Source organism: Thermomonas fusca DSM 15424 (genome assembly GCF_000423885.1).
In the GTDB taxonomy this organism is placed as follows: Bacteria; Pseudomonadota; Gammaproteobacteria; order Xanthomonadales; family Xanthomonadaceae; genus Thermomonas; species Thermomonas fusca.
Map to the genome: position 1 here is coordinate 1 of NZ_AUIV01000029.1, position 23,876 is coordinate 23,876.

Genomic DNA, 23,876 nt, shown 5'->3' on the forward strand with positions numbered 1-23,876 from the left:
CACCAGCCGGGCCTTCATCGCATGGACGCAGCAGCACGGCATCCAACACCTGCTGATCGAGCCTGGCCGACCCATGCAGAACGGCTACATCGAGAGCTTCAACGGCAAGTTCCGGGACGAGTGCCTCAACGAGCACTGGTTCACGTCGCTGGCTCAATCCCGCGACGTCCTCGCCGAGTGGCGCCGCGACTACAACCAAGTCCGACCGCACAGCAGTTGCGGACGCATCCCGCCGGCCCAGTTTGCCGCCAATCATCGAACCCAAACCAACCCCACCGCAGTACCCTTCAACCCCGGGCTCTCCCAGTAATGGCTGGTACGGCTACTGGGGGCAGGTCACTTAACTCAGGTGCTAGGTCTTTGCACAGGCACTTGCGCACGGCCGAGTGATACTATAGTGTCACTCAATGCGCACTGAACTTGTCACCACTCTCAAGCGGCAGGCTACTGAGCTCCTCGCTGACATCGAGCGAGACAAAGAGCCCATCCTCATCACACAGCACGGTCTACCCAGCGCATACCTGCTGGACGTTGAGACCTATCAGCTCATGCAGCAGCGCATGGCGATCCTGGAGGGCATTGCACGCGGCGAGCAGGCCATTGCAGATGGGCGCATCTCGACCCATGCTCAAGCCAAGACGCGACTCGCCAGATGGTTGAAATAGTCTGGGCAGATCCGGCGCTTGCGGATCTTGATGCAATCGCTGACTACATTGCACTGGAAGATCCTGCTGCAGCGACTGCGCTTGTCTTGCGGGTCTTTGCGCATGTCGAGCAACTGGCAGATCATCCGAAAAGCGGTAGTTATCCACCCGAGCTTGGCAAGTCGCGCTACCGTCAGATCGTGGAACCGCCCTGCCGGGTTTTCTACAGATTTGACCAACATAAGGTCTTCATCCTGCATGTTATGCGGTCAGAGCGGTTGCTTCGCAAACGGCACATTACTGCCCGAGCCAAGCGGGCAAAGACCTAACAATTCATTCAAGCCGACGCCGCTTCCTGGCATCGTGATACCGTCGTGCGACTGGCCGTCTTCTTCTCCGGTGGCTCCACGTGGCGGCGCGGCTTAACTCAGGTGTTAGGCCGCCAAGAGCAATGCTTCCGCAGCTGCGCCAAGCGGTGCGCAGACGCAACTTGCCAACCGTTTCTTCCGTTGGGCTCCTGGCGCTCGACGGCAACATCGTTCACCGGATCGCGCTGACCTCAGCATCGCGCTGCGCCCGCGGCGTCTCGCGGCAGCAGACATGCATGCACTCTCGTCGTTCGCGGTGTTTCCTCGCAACACTATCGGCGACGCCCGAGGAACAACTCCATGCTTGAGATCGCCGCGCTGTTGCTGGCACTGCTGGGCCTGGCCCATTCCGTGCTGGGCGAACGCTACATCCTGATCCGGCTGTTCCGCCGCGAGCTGCCGCCACTGTTCGGCGGCCCGGCGTTCACCCGCAATACGCTGCGCTTCGCCTGGCACCTGACCACGCTGCTGGCGCTGGGCATCAGCGCGGTGCTCTGGCAGCTCGGCGCCGACCCACCAGCTGCGATGATCGCGCGGACGCTGGGCTGGTGCCTGCTTGCCTGCGGCGTGCTGCCACTGCTGTTCACCCGCGGCCGCCACCTGGCCTGGGTGGTACTGTGGGCGGCAGGCGCGCTGTGCCTGGCTTGGGCCGCGCGCTGACGCGACCGCGGGCCGCGGTCTTCACCATCACGGTTCCAGCAACGGGGAAAATCGATGGGTCCGCAACAGCAGCTGGTCGCCGCCTGCGCGGCATTGGCAACACTCACCTTCGCAGTCGGCCTGCGCATGCTGGTGGTGCGCGTCACCGAGATGCGCGCGCGGCGGATCCATCCGCAGACGGTGGCGCTGTCGGTGGAGCGCGCAAAGCGGCTGGATGATTCCCGTGCATCGGACAATTACAACCATCTGTTCGAACTGCCGGTGCTGTTCTACGCGCTGTGCGCGGTCGCGCTTGCCACCGCCCACCTGCCGGCGTGGCTGCCCGCAGCCGCCTGGCTGTTCGTCGGCCTGCGGATCGTCCACAGCGCGATCCAGTGCAGCTACAACCGGGTGATGCACCGGTTTGCCGTCTTCCTTGCCGGCTTTGGCGTGCTGGCCGCGATGTGGGCGGGCTACGCGCTGTCGTACCTCGCCGCCTGAGCCGACGGACCAACCCCGACGGAACTCCCGCATGCCGCTGCGCCTTTCGCTGCTGCCCCAGACTTACGTGATCGCCCGGCTGGCGGCGGATGCGCCGGTGCCGGCAGGCGTGCTGGAGGCGGCGGACTTCGTCTCGGTGTCGCGCACCGCCGAAGAGCTGTCGATCGTGTGTCCGCAGGAAGTGGCGCCGCCGGCGCCGAAGCTGGATGGCGGCTGGCGCACGCTCAAGCTGCACGGCCCATTCGCGTTCGACGAAGTGGGCATCCTCGCGGCGCTGCTGGCACCGCTGGCGGAAGCCGGGATCGGCATCTTCGCGGTCAGCACCTTCGACACCGACTACCTGCTGGTGAAAGCAACCGACTTGCCGCGCGCAATGGCCACGCTGCGCGGCGCCGGACACTCACTGGTGGAATGACGGCCGCGGGCGCGGCTCAGTCGATTCGGCGGATGCTGGCACCCAGCGCCGACAGCTTGGCTTCGATGTTCTCGTAGCCGCGGTCGAGGTGGTAGATGCGGTCGATGGTGGTTTCGCCTTCCGCCACCAGCCCAGCCAGGATCAGCGAAGCCGAAGCGCGCAGATCGGTGGCCATCACCGGCGCGCCGGTCAGCCGCTCCACCCCGCGCACCACCGCGGTATGGCCGTCCACGCGGATGTCCGCGCCCAGGCGCAGCAGCTCGTTGACGTGCATGAAGCGGTTTTCGAAGATGGTTTCGTTGACCACGCCGACGCCGTCGGCCGCGCAGTCCAGCGCCATGAACTGCGCCTGCATGTCGGTGGGGAAGGCCGGGTGCGGCGCGGTGGTGATGTTGACCGCGCGCGGGCGCTTGCCGTGCATGTCGATGGTGATGCGGTCGCCGGCATCGGCCGTCGTTTCGAAGGTGATCTCAGCACCGGCTTCGCGCAGCTTGTCCAGCACCGCGTCCATGGTGTCGGCGCGCGCATGGGTGGCGGTGACGCGGCCACCGGTCATGGCCGCGGCGACCAGGAAGGTGCCGCATTCGATGCGGTCGGCGACCACCGCGTGCTCGCAGCCGTGCAATCGCTCCACGCCCTCGACCACGATCCGCGCGGAGCCGTGCCCGCTGATCTTCGCGCCCATCGCGTTGAGGCAGTCGGCCAGGTCGACGATCTCCGGCTCCATTGCCGCGTTTTCCAGCACCGTGGTGCCATCGGCCAGCGCGGCGGCCATCAGCACGTTTTCGGTGGCGCCCACGCTGACCAGTTCGAACACGTGGCGCGCGCCCTTCAGGCGGCCGTCGCAGCTGGCCTTGATGAAGCCGTGGTCGACGCTGATCTTCGCGCCCAGCGCCTGCAGGCCCTTGATGTGCAGGTCCACCGGGCGCGAACCGATCGCGCAGCCACCGGGCAGCGAGACCTCGGCCACGCCGTGCTTCGCCAGCAGCGGGCCCAGCACCAGCACCGAGGCGCGCATGGTCTTGACCAGCTCGTACGGGGCGACGTGGCTGTTGACGCTGCGCGGGTCGACGGTCATCGCGTCGCCCTCGTGGGCCACGCCGGCGCCGAGGCCGGCCAGAAGCCTGGCGGTGGTCAGCACGTCGTGCAGGCGCGGCACGTTGGTGATCCGCACCGGCGTGTCGGCCAGCAGGGTGGCACACAGGATCGGCAGCACCGCGTTCTTGGCACCGGAAATGCGGACTTCACCCGCCAGGCGGGCGCCACCGCCAACCACGATCTTCTGCATCAGGCGGCCGCCTCTTCGGGAGTCAGGGTCTTCAGCTGCAGGGCATGGATCTCGCGGCCCATCAGCGCGCCCAGGGTGGCGTTGACCATGCGGTGGCGGGCCAGCGGCAGCTTGCCGGCAAAGGCGGCGCAGACCACGATGGCTTCGAAGTGGACGCCGTCTTCGCCCTGGACCTCGGCGCGGGCGCCGGGCAGGCCGGATTCGATCAGCTGGCGGATGGTGTCGGCGTTCATGGGCTGGCAGGGGGACTCGCGTAAACTGAACGGCCCAGTTTAGCGGAAACCCGCCGAGCCCCCTTCATGCCTGCCCAGCCCGACAGCTTCGATTTCGCCGCCAGCGGCCGCCGCGTGTTCGCGGTGGAGGCCGATGCCCTGGCGGCCGTGGCCGAGCGCGTCGATGGCGCGTTCAGCGCCGCCTGCCGGGCGATGCTGGCCTGCCGCGGGCGGGTGGTCTGCACCGGCATGGGCAAGTCCGGGCACGTGGCGCGCAAGATCGCCGCCACCCTCGCCTCCACCGGCACCCCGGCGTTCTACATGCATCCGGGCGAAGCCGCACACGGCGACCTGGGGATGGTGACCGATGCCGACGTGCTGCTGGCGCTGTCTTATTCCGGCGAAAGCGACGAACTGCTGCTGCTGCTGCCGGCGCTCAAGCGCCAGGGCAATACGGTGATCGCCATGACCGGCCGCGCCGGCTCTACCCTGGCCGGCGAAGCCGACATCCACCTCGACGTGGCGGTGCCGGTGGAAGCCTGCCCGCTCAAGCTCGCCCCCACCTCCAGCACCACCGCCTCGCTGGCGATGGGCGATGCGCTGGCGGTGGCGCTGCTGGAAGCACGCGGCTTCACCGCCGACGACTTCGCCCGCTCGCATCCGGCCGGCGCGCTGGGACGGCGGCTGCTGCTGCACATCACCGACGTGATGCACGTCGGCGATGACGTGCCGAAGGTGGCGCCGGAGGCCAGCATCAGCGAGGCGCTGATGGAAATCAGCCGCAAGCGGCTGGGCATGACCGCGGTGGTCGATGCCGACGACCGCCTGCTCGGCCTGTACACCGACGGCGACCTGCGCCGCAGCCTGGACGACGCCCAGATCGACCTGCGCACCACCCGCATCGACGCGGTGATGACCCGCACCCCGCGCACCGTCGACGCCGACGCGCTGGCGGTGGAAGCCGCGCAGCTGATGGAAGCGCACAAGATCAGCGGCCTGCTGGTGACCAGCAGCGATGGCCGCCTGGTCGGCGCGCTCAACATCCACGACCTGCTGCGCGCGCGGGTGGTTTAATGACGATGCCCGCCTATCCCGCCGACGTCCTCGAGCGCGCCGCGCGCATCCGCCTGATCGGTTTCGACGTCGACGGCACCCTGACCGATGGCGGCCTGCAGTTCGACAGCGATGGACGCGAGCACAAGCGCTTCCACGTGCAGGACGGGCTGGGCCTGGTGCTGCTGCGCCACGCCGGCATCGAAGTGGCGCTGGTCAGCGCGCGCCGCAGCGAGGTCACCCTGGCGCGCGGCCGCGAGCTGAAGGTGGCGCGCCTGCACATCGGCGAACGCGGCAAGCTGGAATGCATGCGTGGCATCGCCGCGGAAATGGGCATCGGCATGGACCAGGCCGCCTTCATGGGCGATGACCTGCCCGATCTGGCGACGATGCGCGCGGTGGGCCTGGCCATCGCCCCGGCCAATGCACATCCCTGGGTGCTGCCGGCCACGCACTGGGTCACCCCGCAGCGTGCTGGCGACGGCGCGGCGCGCAACGCCTGCGACCTGCTGCTGCATGCGCAGGGCCGCATCGACGCGCTGCTCGAACACGGCGAGCACCCGTGAACTGGCGCCTGCCCCTCACCCTGGTGCTGCTGCTGGGTGCGATCGCCACCGGCTGGTCGGTGTGGCGGATGTCGCACCCGGCCGACGACGGCGTGCTGCGCACGCGCCCGGACTACGTGCTGCGCGACTACGAGATCACCGCGCTGGACAAGCAGGGCAAGGAATCGTTCACCCTGCGTGGCCCGGTCCTGCAGCGCGACCCGGCCGACCGCACCATGACCCTGGCCACCCCGCAATTCCTGGTGCCGGACCGGCTGGGCCGCTACTGGAACGTGGTGGCGCAGCAGGGCTTCGTGCCGGCCGGCGGCGGCCAGCTGGAGCTGCGCGGGCAGGTACGCGCCGACAGTCCGGCCGACGCGCCGCCGCCCACCCGCATCGAAACCGATTGGCTGGCGCTGGATCTGGAGCGCAACCGCGCCCGCTCCACCGCCGCCGTCACCGTGACCCGACCCGGACTTACAATGCGCGGCATCGGTCTGGAGGCGGATTTCGACCGCCAGCAGGTCTCGCTTCTCTCGCAGGTACGCACCCACTATGTCCCGCACGACTGAATTCGCCGCCACCGTCCTGGCGCTGGCCCTGCTGGTCACCGGCACCGCCATCGCCCGCAGCTCCGACCGCAACCAGCCAATGGACATCGAAGCCGCGCGCAGCGACTGCGGCCTGGGCGAGAACGCCACCTGCACCTTCAGCGGGCAGGCCACCATCACCCAGGGCAGCCTGCGCATCGTTTCCGAGAAGGCGGTGGTCACCCAGGTGGCGGGCAAGCCCAGCCGCGCGCAGTTCAGCGGCGGCGTGCGCCTGCAGCAGGACATGGACGACGGCGACCACATCGATGCGCGCTCGAACAGCGTCGATTACGACATGCGCAACGAGGTGATCGTGTTCACCGGCAACGTCAGCATCGCCCAGCAGCGTGGCAGCCTGAGCGGCGAGCGGGTGGTCTACAACCTCAAGACCGGCCAGCTGGAAAGCGGCGGCGGCAGCGGCGGCGGCCGGGTCAAGATGCGCATCCTGCCCAAGCAGGCGCAGCCGGCCCAGGCCAGCGGCAAGGGCACGCCCTGATGCTGTCGGCGGAAGGTCTGCGCAAGCGCTACCGTTCGCGCGAGGTGGTCCGCGACTTCGGGCTGACCCTGAACCCGGGCGAAGTGGTCGGCCTACTTGGCCCCAACGGCGCCGGCAAGACCACCTGCTTCTACATGATCGTGGGCCTGGTGCCCGCCGACGCCGGCCGCATCGTGCTGGACGGCAAGGACATCACCGACCAGCCGATGTACGCGCGCGCCAAGCTGGGCCTGGGCTACCTGCCGCAGGAGCCGTCGGTGTTCCGCAAGCTGAGCGTGGCCGACAACATCCGGCTGGTGCTGGAGCTGCGCCCGGATCTTGACGAAAACGGCCGCGAAGACGAACTGAACGCACTGCTGGATGAACTGCAGATCGGCCACGTCACCGAACAGCTTGGCGCCAGCCTGTCCGGCGGCGAGCGGCGGCGGGTGGAGATCGCCCGCGCGCTGGCCGGCAAGCCGCGCATGATCCTGCTGGATGAACCGTTTGCCGGCGTCGACCCGATCTCGGTGAACGAGATCCAGCGCATCGTCCGCCACCTCAAGCGGCGCGGCATCGGCGTGCTGATCACCGACCACAACGTGCGCGAAACGCTGGGCATCTGCGACCGCGCCTACATCCTGGCCGACGGCGCCGTGCTGGCGCAGGGCGCGCCAGCCGAACTGCTGGACAACCCCGACGTGCGCCGGGTGTACCTGGGCGACAGCTTCCGCCTGTAACCGCGTCGACGGCGCGTCTCGCCGCCTACCGCCAGCCACGTTTTTTTAGCGCCGCTGGCGATATGCTGGGGGTGGATGAAGCAGCGCCTGTCCCCCGCGACGCAGCAACACCTGGTCCTGACCCCGCAACTTCGTCAGGCGATCCGCCTGTTGCAGCTTTCCGCGGCGGAGCTGGAAGCGGAGGTGGCCGACGCGGTGGCCAGCAACCCGCTGCTGGACTGGCAGGAAGACGCAACGCCCGCCGAGCCCGAAGCAGACGCAGCGCCACCGGAACCGGCCACGCCCGAGCAGGCCGAACCCGCGCTGGACGAGCCGTGGGATCGCGATGCCGAACCTTGGCAGGAGCGCGGCGCCGCGGTCGCAGGGCGCGACGACGGCGACGGGATCGAGCAGCCGGACGTCGAGGACAGCTTGCAGGATCACCTGCTGTGGCAGCTGCATCTGGGCCATTTCAACCCGCGCGACAGCCGCATCGGCATCGCCCTGATCGACGCCATCGACGACGACGGCTACCTGCGCGAAGACCTGGCCGCGCTGGTGGCCGGGTTGCGCCCGGACATCGACACCACCGCCGAGGAAATGCTGCCGGTACTGCACCGCATCCAGCAGTTCGACCCGGTCGGGGTGGGCGCTCGCGATCTCGGCGAATGCCTGCGCCTGCAGCTGCAGGCGTTGCCGGCGGACACGCCCGCGCGCGAGCTGGCGCTGGCGATCGCGGCCGGTCCGCTGCAGCTGTTGCCCAAGCTGGGCATCGACGGCATGCGGGCCCTGCTCGGCTGCACGGCCGCCGCGGCGGAAGCCGCCGTGCAGCTGCTGCGCACGCTCGATCCGCGCCCCGGCGCCAGCTACGGCGCCCTGCCCGCCGGCAGCTACATCCGCCCCGACTGCGTGGTCTGGCGCCAGCAGGGCCTGTGGCAGGTGGCGCTGGCGGCCGGCGCACTGCCGCGGGTGGCAATCCAGCGCGATTACCAGCAGATGATCCGCCACGCCAGCGCCGGCGACGCCGATTACCTGCGCGGCCACCTGCAGGAAGCGCGCTGGCTGCTGAAGGGTCTGGAAGCGCGCGCCGACACCCTGCTGCGGGTGGTGCGCCGGCTGGTGCACGAACAGGCCGCGTTCCTCGAATTCGGCCCGCAGGCGCTGCGCCCGCTGACCCTGCGCAGCGTGGCCGCGGACCTGGGCCTGCACGAATCCACGGTGTCGCGCGCGATCGCCCGCAAATACGTGCGCACGCCGCGCGGAACGCAGGCGCTGCGCGACTTCTTCGCCTCCGGCATCGGCACCGACGATGGCGGCAGTGCGTCCAGCACCGCGATCCAGGACCGCATCCGCCAGCTGGTGGCCGCAGAGAACCCGCGCAAGCCCTTGTCGGATGCACGGCTTGCCGATACGTTGAAGGTGGAAGGCGTGCCGGTGGCAAGGCGGACGGTGGCGAAATACCGCGAGGCCCTGCAGATCCCGGCATCGCACGAGCGTATGCGCATCGGCTGAACCGGTGCGCCATCCCGGCCACGGGCACCCTGCCCGTCGCCACAGCAGAAGGAGGTCAAGATGCAGATCGAAACCTACGGCCAGCAGATGGAAGTCACGCCCGCCCTGCGCAGCTACGTGGAAACCCGCTTCGAGCGGCTGGGCCGGCACTTCGAGGGCGACTGCGAGATCCGCGTCCAGCTCGGGCTGGACAAGCCCGACCACAAGGCCGAGGCCAACGTCACCCTGGCCGGCCGCAAGCTGCACGCCGACGCCGTGGGCCAGGACATGTACGCGGCGATCGACCTGCTGGTGGACAAACTGGACCGGCTGCTGATCAAGCACAAGGAAAAGCTGGTCGAGCAGCGCCGCGGCGAAGGGCTGGCGCGAATGAGTGCGGACGAGTGAGCCGCCGCCGATGACTGTCCTCCCTTCGCCCCGCACCGCATGAGCGCCGCCCGCATCACCGCCGCCGAGCTGTTCGCCAACCAGCAGGAGCGGCTGTCGCTGCGCTGGGTGGCCGGACAGGAAACCGGCGGCCAGCGCGTGCTGGAAGCGGTGGACACGGTGGCCCGCCGGCCTTCGCTGGCGGGCTACCTCAACGCCATCTATCCGAACAAGGTACAGATCCTCGGCACCGAGGAACTGGAATGGCTGGACGGGCTGGACGCCCGCCAGCGCTGGGAGACCATCCACAAGATCATCGACTTCCGCCCGCTGGCGCTGGTCATCAGCAAGAGCCAGTCGTGCCCGGAAGACCTGCGCATCGCGGCGGAGGAATCCGACACCCCCCTGTGGGTGTCGCCGCGGCGCGGCCATGAATTGCTCAACCACCTGCAGTACATCCTGGCGCGCACGCTGGCGCCGCGGGTCACCCTGCACGGCGTGTTCATGGAGATCTACTCCATCGGCGTGCTGATCACCGGCGAGTCCGGCTCCGGCAAGAGCGAGCTGGCACTGGAGCTGGTCACCCGCGGCCACCGGCTGGTCGCCGACGACGCCCCCGAGTTCACCCAGATCGCGCCCGACGTGCTGGACGGCGCCTGCCCCGAACTGCTGCAGGACATGCTGGAACTGCGCGGCCTGGGCGTGCTCAACATCCGGCAGATGTTCGGCGACACCGCGGTCAAGCGGAACAAGTACCTGCGCCTGATCGTGCACCTCAGCCGGCCGTCGCTGGAGTCCAGCAGCGGCGGGATGGAACGCCTGACCGGCGACCTCGGTACCCGTCGCGTGCTCGACCTCGACGTGCCGATCATCACCATCCCGGTGATGGCCGGGCGCAACCTGGCGGTGCTCACCGAGGCCGCCACCCGCATGCACATCCTGCGCAGCAAGGGCATCGACCCGGCCGCTGCGTTCATGGCCCGGCACAGCCATTTCCTCGAGCACGCCGCGCAATGAACGGCCGCGAGATGCCCACCATGCTGATCGTCAGCGGCATGTCCGGCTCCGGCAAGTCCGGCGCGCTGCACACGCTGGAGGACCTCGGCTATTACTGCGTGGACAACCTGCCGGCGGAGTTGCTGCCGGGGTTCGTGCGACTGCTGCAGGCCAGCGAGTCGGCGCCGTCCAAGATCGCGGTCAGCATCGATGCGCGCAGCCTCGGCGACCTTGCCGAAGTCCCGACGATGCTGTCGCAGGTCGGTGCGCTCGGCGCCAATCCGCAGCTGCTGTACCTGGAGGCCAGCGACGAGGTGATCCTGCGCCGCTATGCCGACACCCGGCGCCGGCATCCGCTCAGCCACCTCGGGCTGGCGCTGGCGGACGCGATCTCGCTGGACCGGCAGGCGCTCAAGCCGCTGCGACAGATCGCCGACATCCGCATCGACACCAGCGACCTCAACGTTCATCAGATGCGCCGCCGCATCCTGGCCGAGTTCGGCCTGTCCGGCACCGGATTGTCGCTGCTGTTCCAGTCCTTCGCCTACCGCCACGGCGTGCCGCCCGACGCCGACTTCGTGTTCGACGCGCGGGTGTTGCCCAATCCGCACTGGGATGCGCGCCTGCGGCCGTTGTCCGGGCGCGACCCGGAAGTGCGCGAACACCTCGACGCCGAGCCCGACGTGATCGCCTACGCCGGCCAGGTGCAGGCCTTCCTCGACAGCTGGCTGCCCAAGCTGCGTTCGGAAACCCGCAGCTACGCCACCATCGCGTTCGGCTGCAGCGGCGGCCGCCACCGCTCGGTCTACCTGGCCGAACGGCTGGCCCGCCACTGCCGCGACAGCGGCTGGGCGGAAGTGGCGGTGCACCACCGCGAACTGGATTGACTGTTCCGCTGGAGCAAGGGAACCCTGCTGTTCTTCTCCCCGCGAGCGATGGCGGATGAGGGAAAACCGCTTTCGCGGCATCGCCCGCGTCTGCTAAGTTTGCCGGATGTCCGTTGGCATCCTCCTCGTCACCCATGAAGGCGTCGGCAGCGCGTTGCTGGCCGTGGCCACGCGCCTGCTGCGCAATCTGCCGCTGGCCTGCGAGGCATTCGAGGTGCCGTTCGATGCCGACCCTGACGCGATGCTGCCGCTGGCCAGCGCGGCGATGCGTCGGGTCAACGCCGGCCAGGGCGTGCTGCTGCTGACCGATCTGTATGGCGCCACCCCCGCCAACATCGCCGCACGGCTGGCGCGGATCGGCACGCCCGCGCGGCGGGTGTCGGCACTGAGCCTGCCGATGCTGCTGCGGGTGATGAACTACGCGGAGCTGGATCTGGATGATCTGCCGTCGGTGGCCGCCGCCGGTTCGCGCAATGGAGCCATCATCGATGACGCCTGACCCACACACCTACCGCCGCGGAGAACGCGCGTGATCCGCCGCGAACTGACCATCACCAACCGTCTCGGCCTGCACGCGCGCGCCACCGCCAAGCTGGTGCAGCTGCTGTCGGGCTTCCCCTGCCAGGCCACGCTGGAAGCGCGCGGCCGCGAGGTCAACGCCAAGAGCATCATGGGCGTGATGCTGCTCGCCGCCGGCCCCGGCGCCGAGGTCGTGCTGCGGGTCGATGGCAAGGACGAGCAGGCCGCAGCCGATGCAGTGACGGCGCTGTTCGAGCGCCGCTTCGACGAGGACAGCTGATGCGCCAGCTCCTGTCCGGCACCGCCGCCGCCCGCGGCAGCGCGCTTGGACGGGCCCGCGTGCGTCTGCCGCACGCGCTGGACATCGACGAAGCGCGGATCGGCGCTGAGGATGTCGAGGCCGAACTGGCGCGCTTCCACGAATCCGTGGACAGCGTGCGCGCCGACATGCGCAGCCTGCGCGAACGCCTGCACGGCGCACTGGCGCAGGAGATCGGCGAATTCCTCGACCTGCACGCGCTGTTGCTGGACGATCCCGAACTGCTGTCCGGCATCGACGCGCTGATCCGCACCGGCCTGTACACCGCCGACTACGCCCTGCGCCTGCAACGCAACCGCATCGCCGCGGTGTTCGAGGGCATGGACGATCCCTACCTGCGCAGCCGCATCGACGACATCGACCAGGTGATCGGCCGCCTGCACGCCGCCCTGCACAGCCAGCGCGCGGCGCTGCAGGGCGCTTCCGGCGAAATTCTGGTGACCGACACCGTGGCCCCGGCGGAGCTGGCCGAACTGCAGGCGCAGGGCGTGGTCGGGGTGATCACCGCCGGCGGCAGCCCGCTCTCGCACAGCGCGATCCTGGCGCGCAGCCTGCACCTGCCGCTGGTGGTGGGCGCCGCGCAGGCGCTGCAGAAGATCAACGACGGCGACGTGCTGGCAATCGACGGCGGCAGCGGCCTGGTGGTGCTGGAACCCGATGCGGCCGACCTGCGCGGCCACCACCGCCGCGTCGCCGAGGTCAAGCGCGAGCGCCGCCAGCTCAACCGCCTGCGCCGCGAGCCCACCCGCACCCTGGACGGCGCGGACATCAAGCTGTGGGCCAACGCGGAATCGCGCAACGACGTCACCGAGGCGCACGCGCTGGGCGCCGCTGGTGTCGGCCTGTACCGCACCGAGTTCCTGTTCCTCGGCAGCAGCGAACTGCCCGACGAGGAGGCGCAGTTCCGCGCCTATCGCGACGCGGTGCTGGCGATGACCGGCCGCACCGTCACCATCCGCACCCTCGACCTCGGCGCCGACAAGGCCGACAAGACCGGTCTGGCCCTGCGCAACGAGCCCAACCCCGCGCTGGGCCTGCGTGGCGTGCGCCTGTCGCTGGCCCGCAGTGGGCTGCTGCACACCCAGCTGCGCGCCATCGCCCGCGCCTCCGGCTACGGCCCGCTGCGGGTGCTGGTGCCGATGGTCAGCGGCGGCGAGGAAGTGCGTGCGGTCCGCCATGCGCTGGATGAAGTGCTGCGCGAACTGCGCGCCGAAGGCCGCGAAATCGCGGCGCAGATCCCGCTGGGCGCGATGATCGAGGTGCCGTCGGCGGCGCTGGCGCTACCCACCTTCGTCGGCCTGTGCGATTTCCTCTCCATCGGCACCAATGACCTGGTCCAGTACCTGCTGGCCGCGGACCGCACCAACGAGGCGCTGGACGGCTTGTACTCGCCGCTGCACCCGGCGGTGCTGCGGGTGCTGCGCGACGTGGTGCGCACCGGCCAGCGCCGCGGCAAGCCGGTCACCGTCTGCGGCGAGATCGCCGCCGATCCTGCGTTCGTGCCGATGCTGCTGGCGCTGGGCCTGACCGAGCTGAGCCTGCATCCGGCCACCCTGCTGGAAGTGCGCCGCACCATCCGCGCCTGCGACCTTGGCCAGCTGCGCGCCGCCGCGCCGGCGCTGCTGCGGGCGCGCAACCGCAGCGGCATCGAGCGCTGGCTGCAGGCAAACCCGGCCGGCTGAACGCTGTTGGCGCGGATTCACGCGCACGCATTCGCACATCCGCCGCGATCGCTTACGGTTTTGGGGTGGGCACCGCCACCGCGGCGGGCGATAATGCCCGCACTATGAACGCCTGACCCGCTGCGGCTTGCAGGGCATCCCGTCGATGCCCCGGTCGCGGCCCACCCCGCCACCGGACGCCGCGCATGGCCGAACCCATCCGCCACGACAAGACCGCGCGCCAGCTGCGCCTGCTCAGCGACGCGCTGGACAGCGGCCGGCTGGGCCCGGTGCGGCGGCTGGTCAACACCCTGTCGCCGGCCGAGATCGGCAACCTGCTGGAGTCGCTGCCGCCCGGCAAGCGCACCGTGGTCTGGGGGCTGGTCGATCCGGAAGACGACGGCGAGGTGCTGGTGCACGTCGGCGACGAGGTGCGCGAAGGCCTGATCGCGGACATGGACCAGGACGAGCTGGTCGCCGCCGCTTCCGATCTCGATATTGACGACCTAGCCGACCTGGTCGAAGACCTGCCGGACACCGTGATCGACGAAGTCCTGAAGTCGATGGACCGCGAGAACCGCGAGCGGCTGGAGCAGGTGCTGTCCTACGACGAGGACAGCGCCGGCCGCCTGATGAACCCGGACGTGGTGACGGTGCGCGCCGACACCACCATCGACGTGGTGCTGCGCTACCTGCGCCTGCGCGGCGAGCTGCCCGACCACACCGACCACCTGTACGTGGTCAGCAAGCGCCACCAGTACCTCGGCCGGATCGCGCTGCAGGCGCTGCTGACCCACGAGGCCGGCACCCCGATCAACCAGCTGCTCGACGACGAGCAGCCGGCCATCGACGTCAACGAGAGCTCCAGCGAAGTGGCGCGGCAATTCTCCGACCACGACTGGATTTCCGCGCCGGTGGTGGACGACAACAACATCCTGCTGGGCCGCATCACCATCGACGACGTGGTCGACATCATCCGCGAGCAGGCCGAACACCAGGTGCTGTCGGCGGCCGGCCTGGACGAGGACGAGGACCTGTTCAGCCCGGTCTGGCGCGCGATGCGCCGGCGGCTGGTGTGGCTGTCGATCAACCTGTGCACCGCTTTCCTGGCTGCCAGCGTGGTCGGCCAGTTCGCGGCCACCATCGACAAGCTGGTGGCGCTGGCGGTGCTGATGCCGATCGTTGCCGGCATGGGCGGCAACGCCGGTACCCAGGTGCTGGCGCTGATGGTGCGCGGCCTGGCGCTGGGCCAGGTGGGCGCGTCCAACATCAAACCGCTGCTGTGGAAGGAAGCCCGCGTCGCCCTGCTCAACGGGCTGGTGCTGGGCGCGGTGCTGGGGCTGATCGTGCTGGCCTGGTTCCACAGCGTGGGGCTGTCGCTGGTGATCTTCGTCGCGCTGACCTGCAACCTGGTGTTCGCCGCAGTGGCCGGCGTGCTGGTGCCGGTGACGCTCAAGCGCGCCGGCTACGACCCCGCGCTGGCCAGCAGCATCTTCCTCACCACCGTCACCGACGTGATGGGGTTCTTCACCTTCCTGGGGCTGGCGACCGTGGTGTTGCTGCGCTGAGCATGGACAGGCTCGAGCGCGGCACTCTGGTGAAATGGAACGAAGCCGGAGGCTACGGATTCATCAAGCCTGATCGCGCGGCCGTTCCTGACCTGTTTTTCCACATCCGGGATTGTCGGGATTCCCGTCCCCCGGTTGGCAGTTCGCTGGAATACATCCCGCTGCAGCAACGCGACGGCAGATGGCGGGCACGCGCCGTCCGCGTCGCCACCCGCCGCAATGCCGAAGCGCCGCGTGTCGGAACCCAACGTCGACTAGCGCCGCTCCCTACGTGGGTTGCGACTCTCCTGTTGGCCGGATTCGCGGTGATCTGGACGTGGGCGACCTTGCACAAGCTCGTGCCGACGGCCGCGCAGTGGTACCTGCTGGTCATCAACGTCGCAACGATCAGCGCTTACTGGCGAGACAAGCGTTCTGCCGCAAGGCTGGGCCAGCGTACCCCGGAACTCCTTCTGCACGGGCTGGAAATCACGGGTGGGTGGCCCGGCGCCTGGCTGGCGCAACGGTTGTTCCGGCACAAGTCCAGCAAGCAACGCTATCTGTGGACTTTCCTGCTGATGATCACGATCAATCTTTTCGCATTCGGCATCTGGCTGGATGCGCAGCTGCGCATCAACGCGACAACGTTGCCCCCAACCTTTCCGTTGCTCTGAACATCAACCCAGCAGCGCCTCCAGCGCCGCCATCCTCACCGCCACGCCGTTGCCGACCTGCGCCAGCACGCGCGAATGCGGGCCATCGGCGACCGCGTCGCTGATCTCCACGCCGCGGTTCATCGGCCCCGGATGCATGACGATGGCATCGGGCGCGGCGCGGCGCAGGCGGGCTTCGGTCAGGCCGTAGTCGCGGTGGTAGTCGTCCAGCGAGTCGACCAGGCCTTCGGCCATGCGCTCGCGCTGCAGGCGCAGCATCATCGCCGCGTCCACGCCGTCCAGCGCGGCATCGAAATCGTGGGTGACGGTGCAGCCGGCCAGCGTGCCGTCGTCGGGCAGCAACGCCGCCGGGCCGCACACGCGAATCTCGCCGCAGCCGAGCTTGCGCAGGGCATGCAGGTCGCTGCGGGCGACGCGCGAATGCTTGACGTCGCCAACGATCACCACCTTCAGCTTCGAGAAGTCCTCGCCCTTCGCCTGCCGCAGGGTCAGCACGTCCAGCAGGCCCTGGGTGGGATGGTGGCTGCGGCCATCGCCGGCATTGAGCAGGGCCACGCCGGGCTTGGCCGCCGCCGCCAGCGCAGCCACCGCGCCATCGGCCTTGTGCCGCACCACGAAGCCGCGCACGCCCATCGCCTGAATGGTGCGGAAGGTGTCGAGATCGGTCTCGCCCTTGGTGGCCGACGAGGTGGAGGCGTCGAAGTTGAGGATGTGCGCACCCAGCCGCTGCGCCGCCAGCTGGAAGCTCAGGCGGGTGCGGGTGGAGGGTTCGAAGAACAGCGTGCACACGGCCACCCCGGCCAGCGCTTGCGGCGCCTCGCCGCCAGCGGCGAAGACCTGCGCGCGCCGCAGCAGCGCGTCCAGCTGCGCAGGCACCAGGCGCTCCAGGTCCAGCAGGTGGCGGAGGCGGCCGTCGGCGTCGTTATGCGGGTTCATGTGGATCCGGAAAATGGGGGTGAAGGGGAGACATCAGTCGACCGGCTGCGCATCGCGCGGCGAGGACAGCCAGCGTTCGACGATCACTGCCGCCGCCACCGCGTCCAGCACTTCGGCGTCGCGGCGCTTGCGGCGGCCGTCGGCGCGCGCGGCGGCAAAGCGGCGCGCCGCTTCCTGCGAGCTGTTGCGTTCGTCGATCATCGCCACCGGCAGGCGGGTGCGCTGGCGCAGTTCGCGGGCGAACGCGCGCGCGGCCTTGCGGATCGGCTGGTCGCCGCCGTCCAGGGTCAACGGGTCGCCGACGATCAGCCCGTCGGGGCGCCATTCTCGCAGCAGCCGCTCCACCTGCGCCCATTCGGGGCCGGCGTCGCGCACGTCCACCACCGCCACCGCGCGCGCGCCGCCGGTCATGGCATTGCCCACCGCCACGCCGATCCGGCGCATGCCGACATCGAAGCCCAGCACGGTGCCGTCCAGGCGTATCAGCGGCGCGGCGATTGCTTCGCTCATGCGTGGCCGCTGTGGCTGGCGTGGTTGAGCAGGTCGATGCCGATGCTGCCGGCTGCCGCCTGCCAGCGCTGCGCGATCGGCAGCTGGAACAGCACGTCGGGCCGGCTCGGTACCAGCAGCCAGCTGTCGTCGATCAGTTCCTGTTCCAGCTGGCCTTCGCCCCAGCCGGCGCAGCCCAGCGCCACCAGCGCCTGCTTCGGGCCGTCGCCGCGCGCCATGGCTTCCAGCACGTCGCGCGAGGTGGTCAGGTAGAGGCCGGCGGCGACTTCCAGGCTGGAGTCGAAGGCATGGTCGCCGTCATGCAGCACGAAGCCGCGTTCGGGATGCACCGGGCCGCCGGACAGCACCACTTGCGCCTGCAGCGCGTCGTCCTCGTTGGCGATGCCCATCTGCTGGAACACCTCGCCCAGCGTGTATTCGGACGGCCGGTTGACCATCACCCCCATCGCCCCGTCGCCGTCGTGCTGGCAGACCAGGGTGACGCTGCGTTCGAAGTATTGATCGCGCAGCGACGGCAGCGCGATCAGCAGGTGGTTGCCGAAGCGTTGGCCGTGCTCATCCATGGCGCGCATTCTAGCGTGGCGGGCGCGCGCCGGCCGAGGCGGTCAGCGCGCCTCGGCGATCTCCACCCCGTCCAGGCCCTGCGACAGGGTGCGGGCATCGCCGCCCTGCGCAAGCTTGATGCACAGGCGCACCTCGTTGGACGAATCGGCGTAGCGCAGCGCGTCCTCGTAGCTGATCTCGCCGGCCTGGTAGAGCTCGAACAGGCTCTGGTCGAAGGTCTTCATGCCCAGCTGGACCGATTCCTTCATCACTTCCTTGAGCTTGTGGACCTCGCCGTCGCGGATGTAGTCCTGCACCAGCGGGGTGCCCAGCAGGATTTCCATCGCCACCCGCCGCGCCTTGCCGTCGGGGGTCGGGATCAGCTGCTGCGCGACCACGCCCTTGAGGTTCAGCGACAGATCCATCAGCAGCTGGTTGCGGCGGTCTTCCGGGAAGAAGTTGATGATCCGGTCCATCGCCTGGTTGGCGTTGTTGGCGTGCAGCGTGCACAGCACCAGGTGGCCGGTTTCGGCGAAGGCGATGGCGTGGTCCATGCCTTCGCGGGTGCGCACCTCGCCGATCATGATCACGTCCGGCGCCTGGCGCAGGGTGTTCTTCAGCGCGTTGTCCCAGCTGTCGGTATCGATGCCGACCTCGCGCTGGGTGATGATGCAGCCGTCGTGCTTGTGCACGAACTCGATCGGGTCCTCGATGGTGATGATGTGGCCGGTCGAATTGGCGTTGCGGTACCCGATCATCGCCGCCAGCGAGGTGGATTTGCCGGTGCCGGTGGCGCCCACGAAGATGATGATGCCGCGCTTGGTCATCGCCAGCGTCTTGATGATCGGCGGCAGGCTGAGCTCTTCCACCGTCGGGATGCGCGTCTCGATGCGGCGCAGCACCATGCCGACCTGGTTGCGCTGGTAGAAACAGCTGACGCGGAAGCGACCCACGCCGGCCACGCCGATGGCGAAGTTGCACTCGTGGGTCTTCTCGAACTCCTCGCGCTGCGAGGGCGACATCACGTTCAGCACCAGGTCCCGCGACTGCTGCGGCGTGAGCGGGTTCTGGGTGATCGGGCTGATCTTGCCGTGGACCTTCATCGACGGCGGCATGCCGGCGGTGATGAACAGGTCCGACGCCTTCTGGTGCGCCATCAGCTTGAGGAACGAGGTGAAGTCGATGCTGCTCATCCTGGATGCTCCGATGTCCTTGCCACGCCGATCCCGGCGAACCGGCGGTTATTCGAACAGACGCTTGTCCTTGGCGTACTCGCGGGCCTGCTGGCGGCTGACCATGCCGCGCTTGACCAGCTCCTGCAGGTGCTGGTCGAGCGTCTGCATGCCCAGGCCCTGGCCGGTCTGGATGGAGGAATACATCTGCGCCACCTTGTCCTCGCGGATGAGGTTGCGGATGGCCGGGGTGCCGACCATGATTTCCCACGCCGCGGTGCGGCCGCCGCCGACCTTCTTCAGCAGCGCCTGCGCGATCACCGCGCGCAGCGACTCCGACAGCATCGAGCGCACCATCGGCTTCTCGCCGGCGGGGAACACGTCGATGATGCGGTCGATGGTCTTGGCCGCCGAACTGGTGTGCAGGGTGGCGAACACCAGGTGGCCGGTTTCCGCGGCGGTCAGCGCCAGGCGGATGGTTTCCAGGTCACGCAACTCGCCGACCAGGATGATGTCCGGGTCCTCGCGCAGCGCGCTGCGCAGCGCCTCGTTGAAGCCGTGGGTATCGCGGTGCACTTCGCGCTGGTTGATCAGGCACTTCTGCGAGGTGTGCACGAACTCGATCGGGTCTTCGACCGAGAGGATGTGGCTGTATTCGCTCTTGTTGATGTGGTCGATCATCGCCGCCAGCGTGGTCGACTTGCCCGAGCCGGTCGGCCCGGTGACCAGGATCAGGCCCTGCGGCTGCTCGATCAGCTCCTTGAAGATGCGCGGGCAGCCCAGGTCTTCCAGCGTCAGCACTTCCGAAGGAATGGTGCGGAACACCGCGCCGGCGCCGCGGTTCTGGTTGAAGGCGTTGACGCGGAAGCGGGCCAGGCTGGGGATCTCGAAGCTGAAGTCGACCTCGAGGAATTCCTCGAAATCGCGCCGCTGCTTGTCCGACATGATGTCGTAGACCAGCGCGTGCACCTGCTTGTGGTCCAGCGCCGGGATGTTGATCCGGCGGACGTCGCCGTCGACGCGGATCATCGGTGGCAGCCCCGCGGACAGATGCAGGTCCGAGGCCTTGTTCTTGACCGAGAATGCCAGAAGTTCGGCGATATCCATGGGTTCCCCTTGCGCCTGATCGTTTGACTGAAAACCACTGCCGCCGGCCGGATGGTTGGCACTGGCCGCACCCCGCAGGCAGTATGAGCGCCACCGACGCCAGCGTACAACCACCGTGCCGCAGCCTCCCCTGCCCGCCACCGTCCCGGCCGCTTCCGCGTTGCGGGCGGCCCTGTCCTTGATCCAGAACGCGAGCCGGCTGCCCGACAGGCCAGCGCCGCGGCTGCTGGCGGTGTCCAAGACCCGCGACGCCGATGCCGTGGCGGCGATGGCGGCGGCCGGGCAGCGCGCGTTCGGCGAGAACTACGTGCAGGAGGCGCTGGCCAAGATCGAGGCGCTGCGCGGGCTGGGGTTGGAATGGCATCTGATCGGCCATCTGCAGTCGAACAAGGCCGACGCCGCCGCGCGCGCCTTCGACTGGGTGCAGACGGTGGACCGCGCCAAGCTGGTGGAAGCGCTGGCCAGGCACCGGCCACCGTCGCTGCCGCCGCTCAACGTGCTCATCCAGGTCAACATCGACGATGAAGCCGGCAAGCATGGCTGCCGCCCGGACGAGGTGGACACGCTGGCTGCAGCCATCGCCGCCCAGCCGACGCTGCGCCTGCGCGGCCTGATGGCGATCCCTGCGCCCGACCCGAACATGGCCCGCCGGCGCGCCGCCTTCCGCGCGATGTCGGCATTGTTCGACGCTACCGCGGCGCGCCACCCAGGCATCGATACGCTATCGATGGGCATGAGCGAGGACTGCGTCGAAGCGATCGAGGAAGGTGCCACCATGGTGCGCGTCGGCAGCGCGCTGTTCGGCGCCCGCACTGCCAGGGAAGCGGGCTGACGCCCGCCGCACCGCAAGCACGCAAGGCCATCCGGCCACAGACACGGCAACCGGGCGCAGGCCCACGGCAGACAGGAGTCAAAGCATGAACAACAGCGATATCGCCTTCATCGGCGGCGGCAACATGGCGCGCAGCCTGATTGGCGGGTTGGTGGCGCAGGGCCGCGCCGCCAGCGCCATCCGGGTGGCCGAGCCGGTGCCGGCACTGCGCGATGCGCTGCGCGCAGACTTCGGCGTGGCGGTGTTCGAGAGCGGCGCGGAAGCGGTCGCGGGCGCCGGCACCTGGGTGCTGGCAACCAAACCGCAGGTGCTGCGCGAAGTCTGCGAAACGCTGGCCACGCAGGCGCGGATGGCCCGCCCGCTGGTGGTGTCGATTGCCGCCGGCATCACCACGACGCAGATCGCGCGCTGGTTGGGCGATGCCGGGCTGGCGGTGGTGCGGACCATGCCGAACACCCCGGCCCTGCTCGGCGCCGGCGCCACCGGGCTGTATGCCAATGCCGCGGTGGACGCGACCAGCCGGCACTTCGCCGAGACCCTGCTGTCGGCCGCCGGCACCACTGTCTGGATCGACGACGAGGCGCGGATGGACGCGGTGACCGCGGTGTCCGGCAGCGGCCCGGCCTATGTGTTCCTGCTGGCCGAAGCGATGATCGCCGCCGGCATGGAAGAAGGCCTGCCCGCCGAGGCGGCGCGCGCGCTGGCGCTGCAGACGGTGCTCGGCGCGGCGCGCATGCTGACCGAATCCGATGTCGACGCGGCCGAGCTGCGCCGCCGGGTGACCTCCCCCGGCGGCACCACCCAGGCCGCCATCGAGACCTTCGAGGCCGGCGGCTTCCGCGCGCTGGTCGCCGCCGCCATCCATGCTGCCCGCGTCCGCGGCGCAGCGCTGTCCGCCGCCAACGACTGAGGCCACGCATGCGCCAGACATCCGCCGTCCTGTTCCTGCTGTTTCCCGTCGCCGCATTGCTGGCCGCGTGTGGGCGCGGCGAACCGGCCCCGACCGCCGCTGTCTTGGCAACCAGCACCGTCGCCACCGCGACCGTCGGCGGCGCCACCCTGCAGGCCTCGTCGGTGGCCATCGCCAATCTCGATCCTGCGATGGCGGCGCGCTACGGTTTCGACCCCGGCCACGACGGCGCGCTGCTGCTGGTCACCCTGCGCGATGGCAACGGCGACGCCCTGCCGCCCGCCGACCTGCAGCTGACCGCCACCGCCAGGGTGCTGCCCGACGCGCCCAAACCGCTGGAACTGCAGCGGATCGAAGTCGGCAACCTGATCGATTACGTCGGCGTGTTCCCGGCCCGGCCGCCGGCCAGCGTGCAGTTCCACGTCACCGCCAGCCGCAGCGGCGCGCGTGCGGAAATGGACACGACTGCGGAGCTGTATCCGCGCTGAGGTACCGCGGCCTCAGCCGGCCTGGCGCGCGTCCCACGCCTGCACGATGGCGGCGATCCGCGTCACGCCATCGGTCAGCGCGGCCGGCCCCGGCTGCAGGATGATCGGCGACTTGATTTCGTGCAGCTCGCCGTCGCGCACCGCCGGAATTTCTTTCCAGCCGGCGCGCGCGGCCACCCGCTCGGGGCGGAACTTCTTGCCACACCACGAGCCCAGGATGATGTCCGGCGCGCGCCGCACCACTTCGGCGGCATCCTCGAGGATGCGGGCTTTGGCCAAGGGTTCGATGGCGCGTTCGGGGAAGATGTCGTCGCCGCCGGCGATGCGCACCAGTTCGGCCACCCAGCGGATGTTGTAAAGTCGCCCCTAAAAATCGTTGCCGACCAATGAAATCAATAGGTTGCATTGGATCGTTGTAGCTTGAACCGTTCCCTGGGAGCTCCGGGCGGCCTCCAAGCCCGATTCTCGGACCTGGCTTGGAAGCCGGTCAAATCACTTAACCTTTTGTCGACGACAATGTCGGTTTCGTCTGATCGGTCAAGACTATCCAATGGGTCCCAAGCGCATCGTCTGTCTCACTGAAGAGCCAACCGAGACCCTCTATGCCTTAGGGGAGCAGGATCGCATCGTGGGAGTTAGCGGCTTCACAGTAAGGCCCGCCATTGCTCGAAAGGAAAAGCCTAAAGTCAGCGCATTCACCAGCGCCAAGATCGGCGAAATCCTCAAGCTGCAGCCTGATCTTGTTATTGGCTTCTCAGATATCCAAGCCGACATAGCTTCCGATTTGATCCGGAATGGAGTGGAAGTCTGGATTAGCAATCATCGCAGTGTCGAGGGCATCCTCGACTACATTCGCCGCCTTGGCGCGCTAGTCGGGTCTAGCGCTCGCGCCAACGCCTATGCAGACGACCTGAATCTGCGCATTGACGCAATAAAGGCTGAGACTTCACAGCAGTCCAATCGGCCCAAGGTCTACTTTGAGGAGTGGGACTCGCCCCATATCTCAGGGATTCGCTGGGTCTCAGAGCTGATTCAGATCGCCGGAGGTGATGACATATACCCGGACCGAGCCGTGATGCCGCTTGCTCGCGACCGAATTCTTGAGGACCCGCTGGACGTAGTTGCCAAGGCGCCCGATATCATCGTCGGCAGTTGGTGCGGCAAGAAATTCCGTCCCGATTCTGTGGCCTCACGAGCTGGCTGGAACATAATTCCCGCCGTGCGTGACGGTGAACTGCACGAGATCAAATCACCCTTGATTCTCCAACCGGGACCAGCAGCCCTTACAGCTGGTCTTGATGCTTTGCGATCGATTATCCAAGGCTGGATCCTTCGGAACCGCCAGCACGATAGTTGTTAACATTTTGTCGCGAAGGCGGGAGCCAGGCTGTAACGAGCAGACCGGTCCCAGATGATCAGCGCCTACGATGAAGCCTTACTCCGGGCGT

General features: G+C 68.7%; 31 protein-coding genes and 1 pseudogene. 24 read left to right on the forward strand and 8 right to left on the reverse strand.

Translation table 11 applies throughout. The features are described 5' to 3' along the window. The 6 genes from G582_RS0111475 to G582_RS0111495 form a co-directional block, all read left to right on the forward strand. The coding region (locus G582_RS0111475; RefSeq protein WP_028839954.1) for an integrase core domain-containing protein at nucleotides 1-310 on the forward strand (310 nt) is incomplete at its 5' end. 97 nt (nucleotides 311-407) lie between these two features. After that, on the forward strand, nucleotides 408-665 hold the full coding sequence (locus G582_RS0111480; protein WP_028839955.1) for a type II toxin-antitoxin system prevent-host-death family antitoxin: 258 nt from the start codon (nucleotides 408-410) through the stop codon (nucleotides 663-665). Further along, complete coding sequence (locus G582_RS17590) at nucleotides 653-973, forward strand: type II toxin-antitoxin system RelE/ParE family toxin (RefSeq protein WP_083961190.1); 321 nt, start codon at nucleotides 653-655, stop codon at nucleotides 971-973. The genes G582_RS0111480 and G582_RS17590 overlap by 13 nt, the downstream gene beginning before the upstream one ends. 339 nt (nucleotides 974-1,312) lie before the next feature. Beyond that, on the forward strand, nucleotides 1,313-1,672 hold the full coding sequence (locus G582_RS16455) for a hypothetical protein (protein WP_038053936.1): 360 nt from the start codon (nucleotides 1,313-1,315) through the stop codon (nucleotides 1,670-1,672). Nucleotides 1,673-1,726: 54 nt separating this feature from the next. Continuing rightward, nucleotides 1,727-2,152: an MAPEG family protein gene (locus G582_RS0111490; RefSeq protein ID WP_051247189.1), complete on the forward strand. Its 426-nt coding sequence runs from the start codon at nucleotides 1,727-1,729 to the stop codon at nucleotides 2,150-2,152. A 31-nt stretch (nucleotides 2,153-2,183) separates the two neighbouring features. Beyond that, nucleotides 2,184-2,567, forward strand: a complete 384-nt coding sequence (locus tag G582_RS0111495; protein WP_028839957.1) for an ACT domain-containing protein — start codon at nucleotides 2,184-2,186, stop codon at nucleotides 2,565-2,567. 16 nt (nucleotides 2,568-2,583) lie between these two features. On the opposite strand, the gene murA is transcribed toward G582_RS0111495, so the two are convergent. Next, nucleotides 2,584-3,855 carry a UDP-N-acetylglucosamine 1-carboxyvinyltransferase gene (murA, locus tag G582_RS0111500; protein ID WP_028839958.1) on the reverse strand — a complete coding sequence of 424 codons (1,272 nt, stop codon included), beginning with the start codon at nucleotides 3,853-3,855 and terminating at the stop codon, nucleotides 2,584-2,586. After that, the gene (locus tag G582_RS0111505; protein ID WP_028839959.1) at nucleotides 3,855-4,088 is read right to left on the reverse strand and encodes a BolA family protein; all 234 of its coding nucleotides are present in this window, start codon (nucleotides 4,086-4,088) and stop codon (nucleotides 3,855-3,857) included. The genes murA and G582_RS0111505 overlap by 1 nt, the downstream gene beginning before the upstream one ends. A 66-nt stretch (nucleotides 4,089-4,154) precedes the next feature. Here G582_RS0111505 and G582_RS0111510 point away from each other — a divergent pair, with 66 nt between their 5' ends. The 14 genes from G582_RS0111510 (at nucleotide 4,155) to G582_RS17595 (ending at nucleotide 15,930) form a co-directional block, all read left to right on the forward strand. After that, a complete protein-coding gene (locus tag G582_RS0111510) occupies nucleotides 4,155-5,141 on the forward strand; it encodes a KpsF/GutQ family sugar-phosphate isomerase (protein WP_028839960.1) in 987 nt (328 codons plus the stop codon). After that, the gene (locus G582_RS0111515) at nucleotides 5,141-5,686 is read left to right on the forward strand and encodes a KdsC family phosphatase (protein ID WP_248642774.1); all 546 of its coding nucleotides are present in this window, start codon (nucleotides 5,141-5,143) and stop codon (nucleotides 5,684-5,686) included. Before G582_RS0111510 ends, G582_RS0111515 begins: the two co-directional genes overlap by 1 nt. After that, complete coding sequence (lptC, locus tag G582_RS0111520) at nucleotides 5,683-6,237, forward strand: LPS export ABC transporter periplasmic protein LptC (RefSeq protein ID WP_028839962.1); 555 nt, start codon at nucleotides 5,683-5,685, stop codon at nucleotides 6,235-6,237. Before G582_RS0111515 ends, lptC begins: the two co-directional genes overlap by 4 nt. Beyond that, nucleotides 6,221-6,751, forward strand: coding sequence for a lipopolysaccharide transport periplasmic protein LptA (gene lptA / locus G582_RS0111525; protein ID WP_051247191.1), 531 nt, complete (start codon nucleotides 6,221-6,223; stop codon nucleotides 6,749-6,751). Before lptC ends, lptA begins: the two co-directional genes overlap by 17 nt. Next, entirely contained in the window at nucleotides 6,751-7,470 is a 720-nt protein-coding gene (lptB, locus tag G582_RS0111530) for an LPS export ABC transporter ATP-binding protein (protein WP_028839964.1), read from the forward strand. The genes lptA and lptB overlap by 1 nt, the downstream gene beginning before the upstream one ends. A gap of 75 nt (nucleotides 7,471-7,545) precedes the next feature. Further along, entirely contained in the window at nucleotides 7,546-8,961 is a 1,416-nt protein-coding gene (locus tag G582_RS0111535) for an RNA polymerase factor sigma-54 (protein ID WP_028839965.1), read from the forward strand. Nucleotides 8,962-9,021: 60 nt separating this feature from the next. After that, the gene (gene hpf / locus G582_RS0111540) at nucleotides 9,022-9,348 is read left to right on the forward strand and encodes a ribosome hibernation-promoting factor, HPF/YfiA family (RefSeq protein ID WP_028839966.1); all 327 of its coding nucleotides are present in this window, start codon (nucleotides 9,022-9,024) and stop codon (nucleotides 9,346-9,348) included. Between the two features lie 39 nt (nucleotides 9,349-9,387). Beyond that, nucleotides 9,388-10,344, forward strand: coding sequence for an HPr(Ser) kinase/phosphatase (gene hprK, locus G582_RS0111545; RefSeq protein WP_028839967.1), 957 nt, complete (start codon nucleotides 9,388-9,390; stop codon nucleotides 10,342-10,344). Between the two features lie 11 nt (nucleotides 10,345-10,355). Continuing rightward, on the forward strand, nucleotides 10,356-11,210 hold the full coding sequence (rapZ, locus tag G582_RS0111550; protein ID WP_248642776.1) for an RNase adapter RapZ: 855 nt from the start codon (nucleotides 10,356-10,358) through the stop codon (nucleotides 11,208-11,210). Between the two features lie 106 nt (nucleotides 11,211-11,316). Further along, on the forward strand, nucleotides 11,317-11,709 hold the full coding sequence (locus tag G582_RS0111555) for a PTS sugar transporter subunit IIA (protein ID WP_028839969.1): 393 nt from the start codon (nucleotides 11,317-11,319) through the stop codon (nucleotides 11,707-11,709). 30 nt (nucleotides 11,710-11,739) lie between these two features. Then, nucleotides 11,740-12,009, forward strand: coding sequence for an HPr family phosphocarrier protein (locus G582_RS0111560; protein WP_028839970.1), 270 nt, complete (start codon nucleotides 11,740-11,742; stop codon nucleotides 12,007-12,009). Further along, nucleotides 12,009-13,730, forward strand: coding sequence for a phosphoenolpyruvate--protein phosphotransferase (gene ptsP, locus G582_RS0111565; RefSeq protein WP_028839971.1), 1,722 nt, complete (start codon nucleotides 12,009-12,011; stop codon nucleotides 13,728-13,730). Before G582_RS0111560 ends, ptsP begins: the two co-directional genes overlap by 1 nt. Before the next feature lie 185 nt (nucleotides 13,731-13,915). Continuing rightward, entirely contained in the window at nucleotides 13,916-15,277 is a 1,362-nt protein-coding gene (gene mgtE / locus G582_RS0111570; protein ID WP_028839972.1) for a magnesium transporter, read from the forward strand. Nucleotides 15,278-15,279: 2 nt separating this feature from the next. Next, entirely contained in the window at nucleotides 15,280-15,930 is a 651-nt protein-coding gene (locus tag G582_RS17595) for a DUF1294 domain-containing protein (protein WP_083961187.1), read from the forward strand. A gap of 3 nt (nucleotides 15,931-15,933) precedes the next feature. On the opposite strand, the gene G582_RS0111580 is transcribed toward G582_RS17595, so the two are convergent. From G582_RS0111580 to G582_RS0111600, 5 genes are read right to left on the reverse strand one after another with little or no spacing between them, the layout of a single operon-like run. After that, complete coding sequence (locus tag G582_RS0111580; protein ID WP_028839973.1) at nucleotides 15,934-16,866, reverse strand: aspartate carbamoyltransferase catalytic subunit; 933 nt, start codon at nucleotides 16,864-16,866, stop codon at nucleotides 15,934-15,936. Between the two features lie 33 nt (nucleotides 16,867-16,899). Further along, nucleotides 16,900-17,376 (reverse strand): Holliday junction resolvase RuvX, encoded by a 477-nt coding sequence (gene ruvX / locus G582_RS0111585; protein WP_028839974.1) that lies wholly within the window; start codon nucleotides 17,374-17,376, stop codon nucleotides 16,900-16,902. Further along, on the reverse strand, nucleotides 17,373-17,939 hold the full coding sequence (locus tag G582_RS0111590; RefSeq protein ID WP_028839975.1) for a YqgE/AlgH family protein: 567 nt from the start codon (nucleotides 17,937-17,939) through the stop codon (nucleotides 17,373-17,375). Before G582_RS0111590 ends, ruvX begins: the two co-directional genes overlap by 4 nt. Before the next feature lie 42 nt (nucleotides 17,940-17,981). Next, nucleotides 17,982-19,112: a PilT/PilU family type 4a pilus ATPase gene (locus G582_RS0111595; protein WP_028839976.1), complete on the reverse strand. Its 1,131-nt coding sequence runs from the start codon at nucleotides 19,110-19,112 to the stop codon at nucleotides 17,982-17,984. Between the two features lie 48 nt (nucleotides 19,113-19,160). Next, the gene (locus G582_RS0111600) at nucleotides 19,161-20,198 is read right to left on the reverse strand and encodes a type IV pilus twitching motility protein PilT (protein WP_028839977.1); all 1,038 of its coding nucleotides are present in this window, start codon (nucleotides 20,196-20,198) and stop codon (nucleotides 19,161-19,163) included. Nucleotides 20,199-20,358: 160 nt separating this feature from the next. Between G582_RS0111600 and G582_RS0111605 the strand changes: the two genes are divergently transcribed. The 3 genes from G582_RS0111605 to G582_RS0111615 all read left to right on the forward strand — a co-directional run bounded on the left by G582_RS0111605 (nucleotide 20,359) and on the right by G582_RS0111615 (nucleotide 22,428). Continuing rightward, on the forward strand, nucleotides 20,359-21,030 hold the full coding sequence (locus G582_RS0111605) for a YggS family pyridoxal phosphate-dependent enzyme (RefSeq protein WP_028839978.1): 672 nt from the start codon (nucleotides 20,359-20,361) through the stop codon (nucleotides 21,028-21,030). Nucleotides 21,031-21,115: 85 nt separating this feature from the next. After that, nucleotides 21,116-21,940, forward strand: a complete 825-nt coding sequence (gene proC, locus G582_RS0111610; protein ID WP_028839979.1) for a pyrroline-5-carboxylate reductase — start codon at nucleotides 21,116-21,118, stop codon at nucleotides 21,938-21,940. Nucleotides 21,941-21,948: 8 nt separating this feature from the next. Then, nucleotides 21,949-22,428 (forward strand): DUF4426 domain-containing protein, encoded by a 480-nt coding sequence (locus tag G582_RS0111615; RefSeq protein ID WP_028839980.1) that lies wholly within the window; start codon nucleotides 21,949-21,951, stop codon nucleotides 22,426-22,428. A gap of 12 nt (nucleotides 22,429-22,440) precedes the next feature. On the opposite strand, the pseudogene G582_RS16465 reads toward G582_RS0111615, so the two are convergent. After that, nucleotides 22,441-22,779: pseudogene (locus G582_RS16465) on the reverse strand (ABC transporter substrate-binding protein); the annotation flags it as partial. Between the two features lie 199 nt (nucleotides 22,780-22,978). On the opposite strand from G582_RS16465, the gene G582_RS0111625 reads away from it, so the two are divergent. After that, nucleotides 22,979-23,788 (forward strand): cobalamin-binding protein, encoded by an 810-nt coding sequence (locus G582_RS0111625; RefSeq protein ID WP_028839981.1) that lies wholly within the window; start codon nucleotides 22,979-22,981, stop codon nucleotides 23,786-23,788. The last annotated feature ends 88 nt before the right edge of the window (nucleotides 23,789-23,876 follow it).

Excerpts from the sequence above, each read along its gene's own strand:
- murA (WP_028839958.1), bottom strand. The coding sequence starts at position 3,855 with ATGCAGAAGATCGTGGTTGGCGGTGGCGCCCGCCTGGCGGGTGAAGTC.
- G582_RS16455 (WP_038053936.1), top strand. The coding sequence starts at position 1,313 with ATGCTTGAGATCGCCGCGCTGTTGCTGGCACTGCTGGGCCTGGCCCAT.
- ptsP (WP_028839971.1), top strand. The coding sequence starts at position 12,009 with ATGCGCCAGCTCCTGTCCGGCACCGCCGCCGCCCGCGGCAGCGCGCTT.
- G582_RS17595 (WP_083961187.1), top strand. The coding sequence starts at position 15,280 with ATGGACAGGCTCGAGCGCGGCACTCTGGTGAAATGGAACGAAGCCGGA.
- G582_RS0111510 (WP_028839960.1), top strand. The coding sequence starts at position 4,155 with ATGCCTGCCCAGCCCGACAGCTTCGATTTCGCCGCCAGCGGCCGCCGC.
- hprK (WP_028839967.1), top strand. The coding sequence starts at position 9,388 with ATGAGCGCCGCCCGCATCACCGCCGCCGAGCTGTTCGCCAACCAGCAG.
- lptB (WP_028839964.1), top strand. The coding sequence starts at position 6,751 with ATGCTGTCGGCGGAAGGTCTGCGCAAGCGCTACCGTTCGCGCGAGGTG.
- hpf (WP_028839966.1), top strand. The coding sequence starts at position 9,022 with ATGCAGATCGAAACCTACGGCCAGCAGATGGAAGTCACGCCCGCCCTG.
- lptA (WP_051247191.1), top strand. The coding sequence starts at position 6,221 with ATGTCCCGCACGACTGAATTCGCCGCCACCGTCCTGGCGCTGGCCCTG.
- G582_RS0111480 (WP_028839955.1), top strand. The coding sequence starts at position 408 with ATGCGCACTGAACTTGTCACCACTCTCAAGCGGCAGGCTACTGAGCTC.
- rapZ (WP_248642776.1), top strand. The coding sequence starts at position 10,356 with ATGCCCACCATGCTGATCGTCAGCGGCATGTCCGGCTCCGGCAAGTCC.
- G582_RS0111495 (WP_028839957.1), top strand. The coding sequence starts at position 2,184 with ATGCCGCTGCGCCTTTCGCTGCTGCCCCAGACTTACGTGATCGCCCGG.
- G582_RS0111505 (WP_028839959.1), bottom strand. The coding sequence starts at position 4,088 with ATGAACGCCGACACCATCCGCCAGCTGATCGAATCCGGCCTGCCCGGC.
- G582_RS0111595 (WP_028839976.1), bottom strand. The coding sequence starts at position 19,112 with ATGAGCAGCATCGACTTCACCTCGTTCCTCAAGCTGATGGCGCACCAG.
- G582_RS0111515 (WP_248642774.1), top strand. The coding sequence starts at position 5,141 with ATGACGATGCCCGCCTATCCCGCCGACGTCCTCGAGCGCGCCGCGCGC.
- G582_RS0111600 (WP_028839977.1), bottom strand. The coding sequence starts at position 20,198 with ATGGATATCGCCGAACTTCTGGCATTCTCGGTCAAGAACAAGGCCTCG.
- G582_RS0111625 (WP_028839981.1), top strand. The coding sequence starts at position 22,979 with ATGGGTCCCAAGCGCATCGTCTGTCTCACTGAAGAGCCAACCGAGACC.
- G582_RS0111580 (WP_028839973.1), bottom strand. The coding sequence starts at position 16,866 with ATGAACCCGCATAACGACGCCGACGGCCGCCTCCGCCACCTGCTGGAC.
- G582_RS0111555 (WP_028839969.1), top strand. The coding sequence starts at position 11,317 with ATGTCCGTTGGCATCCTCCTCGTCACCCATGAAGGCGTCGGCAGCGCG.
- G582_RS0111535 (WP_028839965.1), top strand. The coding sequence starts at position 7,546 with ATGAAGCAGCGCCTGTCCCCCGCGACGCAGCAACACCTGGTCCTGACC.
- G582_RS0111490 (WP_051247189.1), top strand. The coding sequence starts at position 1,727 with ATGGGTCCGCAACAGCAGCTGGTCGCCGCCTGCGCGGCATTGGCAACA.
- mgtE (WP_028839972.1), top strand. The coding sequence starts at position 13,916 with ATGGCCGAACCCATCCGCCACGACAAGACCGCGCGCCAGCTGCGCCTG.
- proC (WP_028839979.1), top strand. The coding sequence starts at position 21,116 with ATGAACAACAGCGATATCGCCTTCATCGGCGGCGGCAACATGGCGCGC.
- G582_RS0111590 (WP_028839975.1), bottom strand. The coding sequence starts at position 17,939 with ATGGATGAGCACGGCCAACGCTTCGGCAACCACCTGCTGATCGCGCTG.
- ruvX (WP_028839974.1), bottom strand. The coding sequence starts at position 17,376 with ATGAGCGAAGCAATCGCCGCGCCGCTGATACGCCTGGACGGCACCGTG.
- G582_RS0111615 (WP_028839980.1), top strand. The coding sequence starts at position 21,949 with ATGCGCCAGACATCCGCCGTCCTGTTCCTGCTGTTTCCCGTCGCCGCA.
- G582_RS17590 (WP_083961190.1), top strand. The coding sequence starts at position 653 with ATGGTTGAAATAGTCTGGGCAGATCCGGCGCTTGCGGATCTTGATGCA.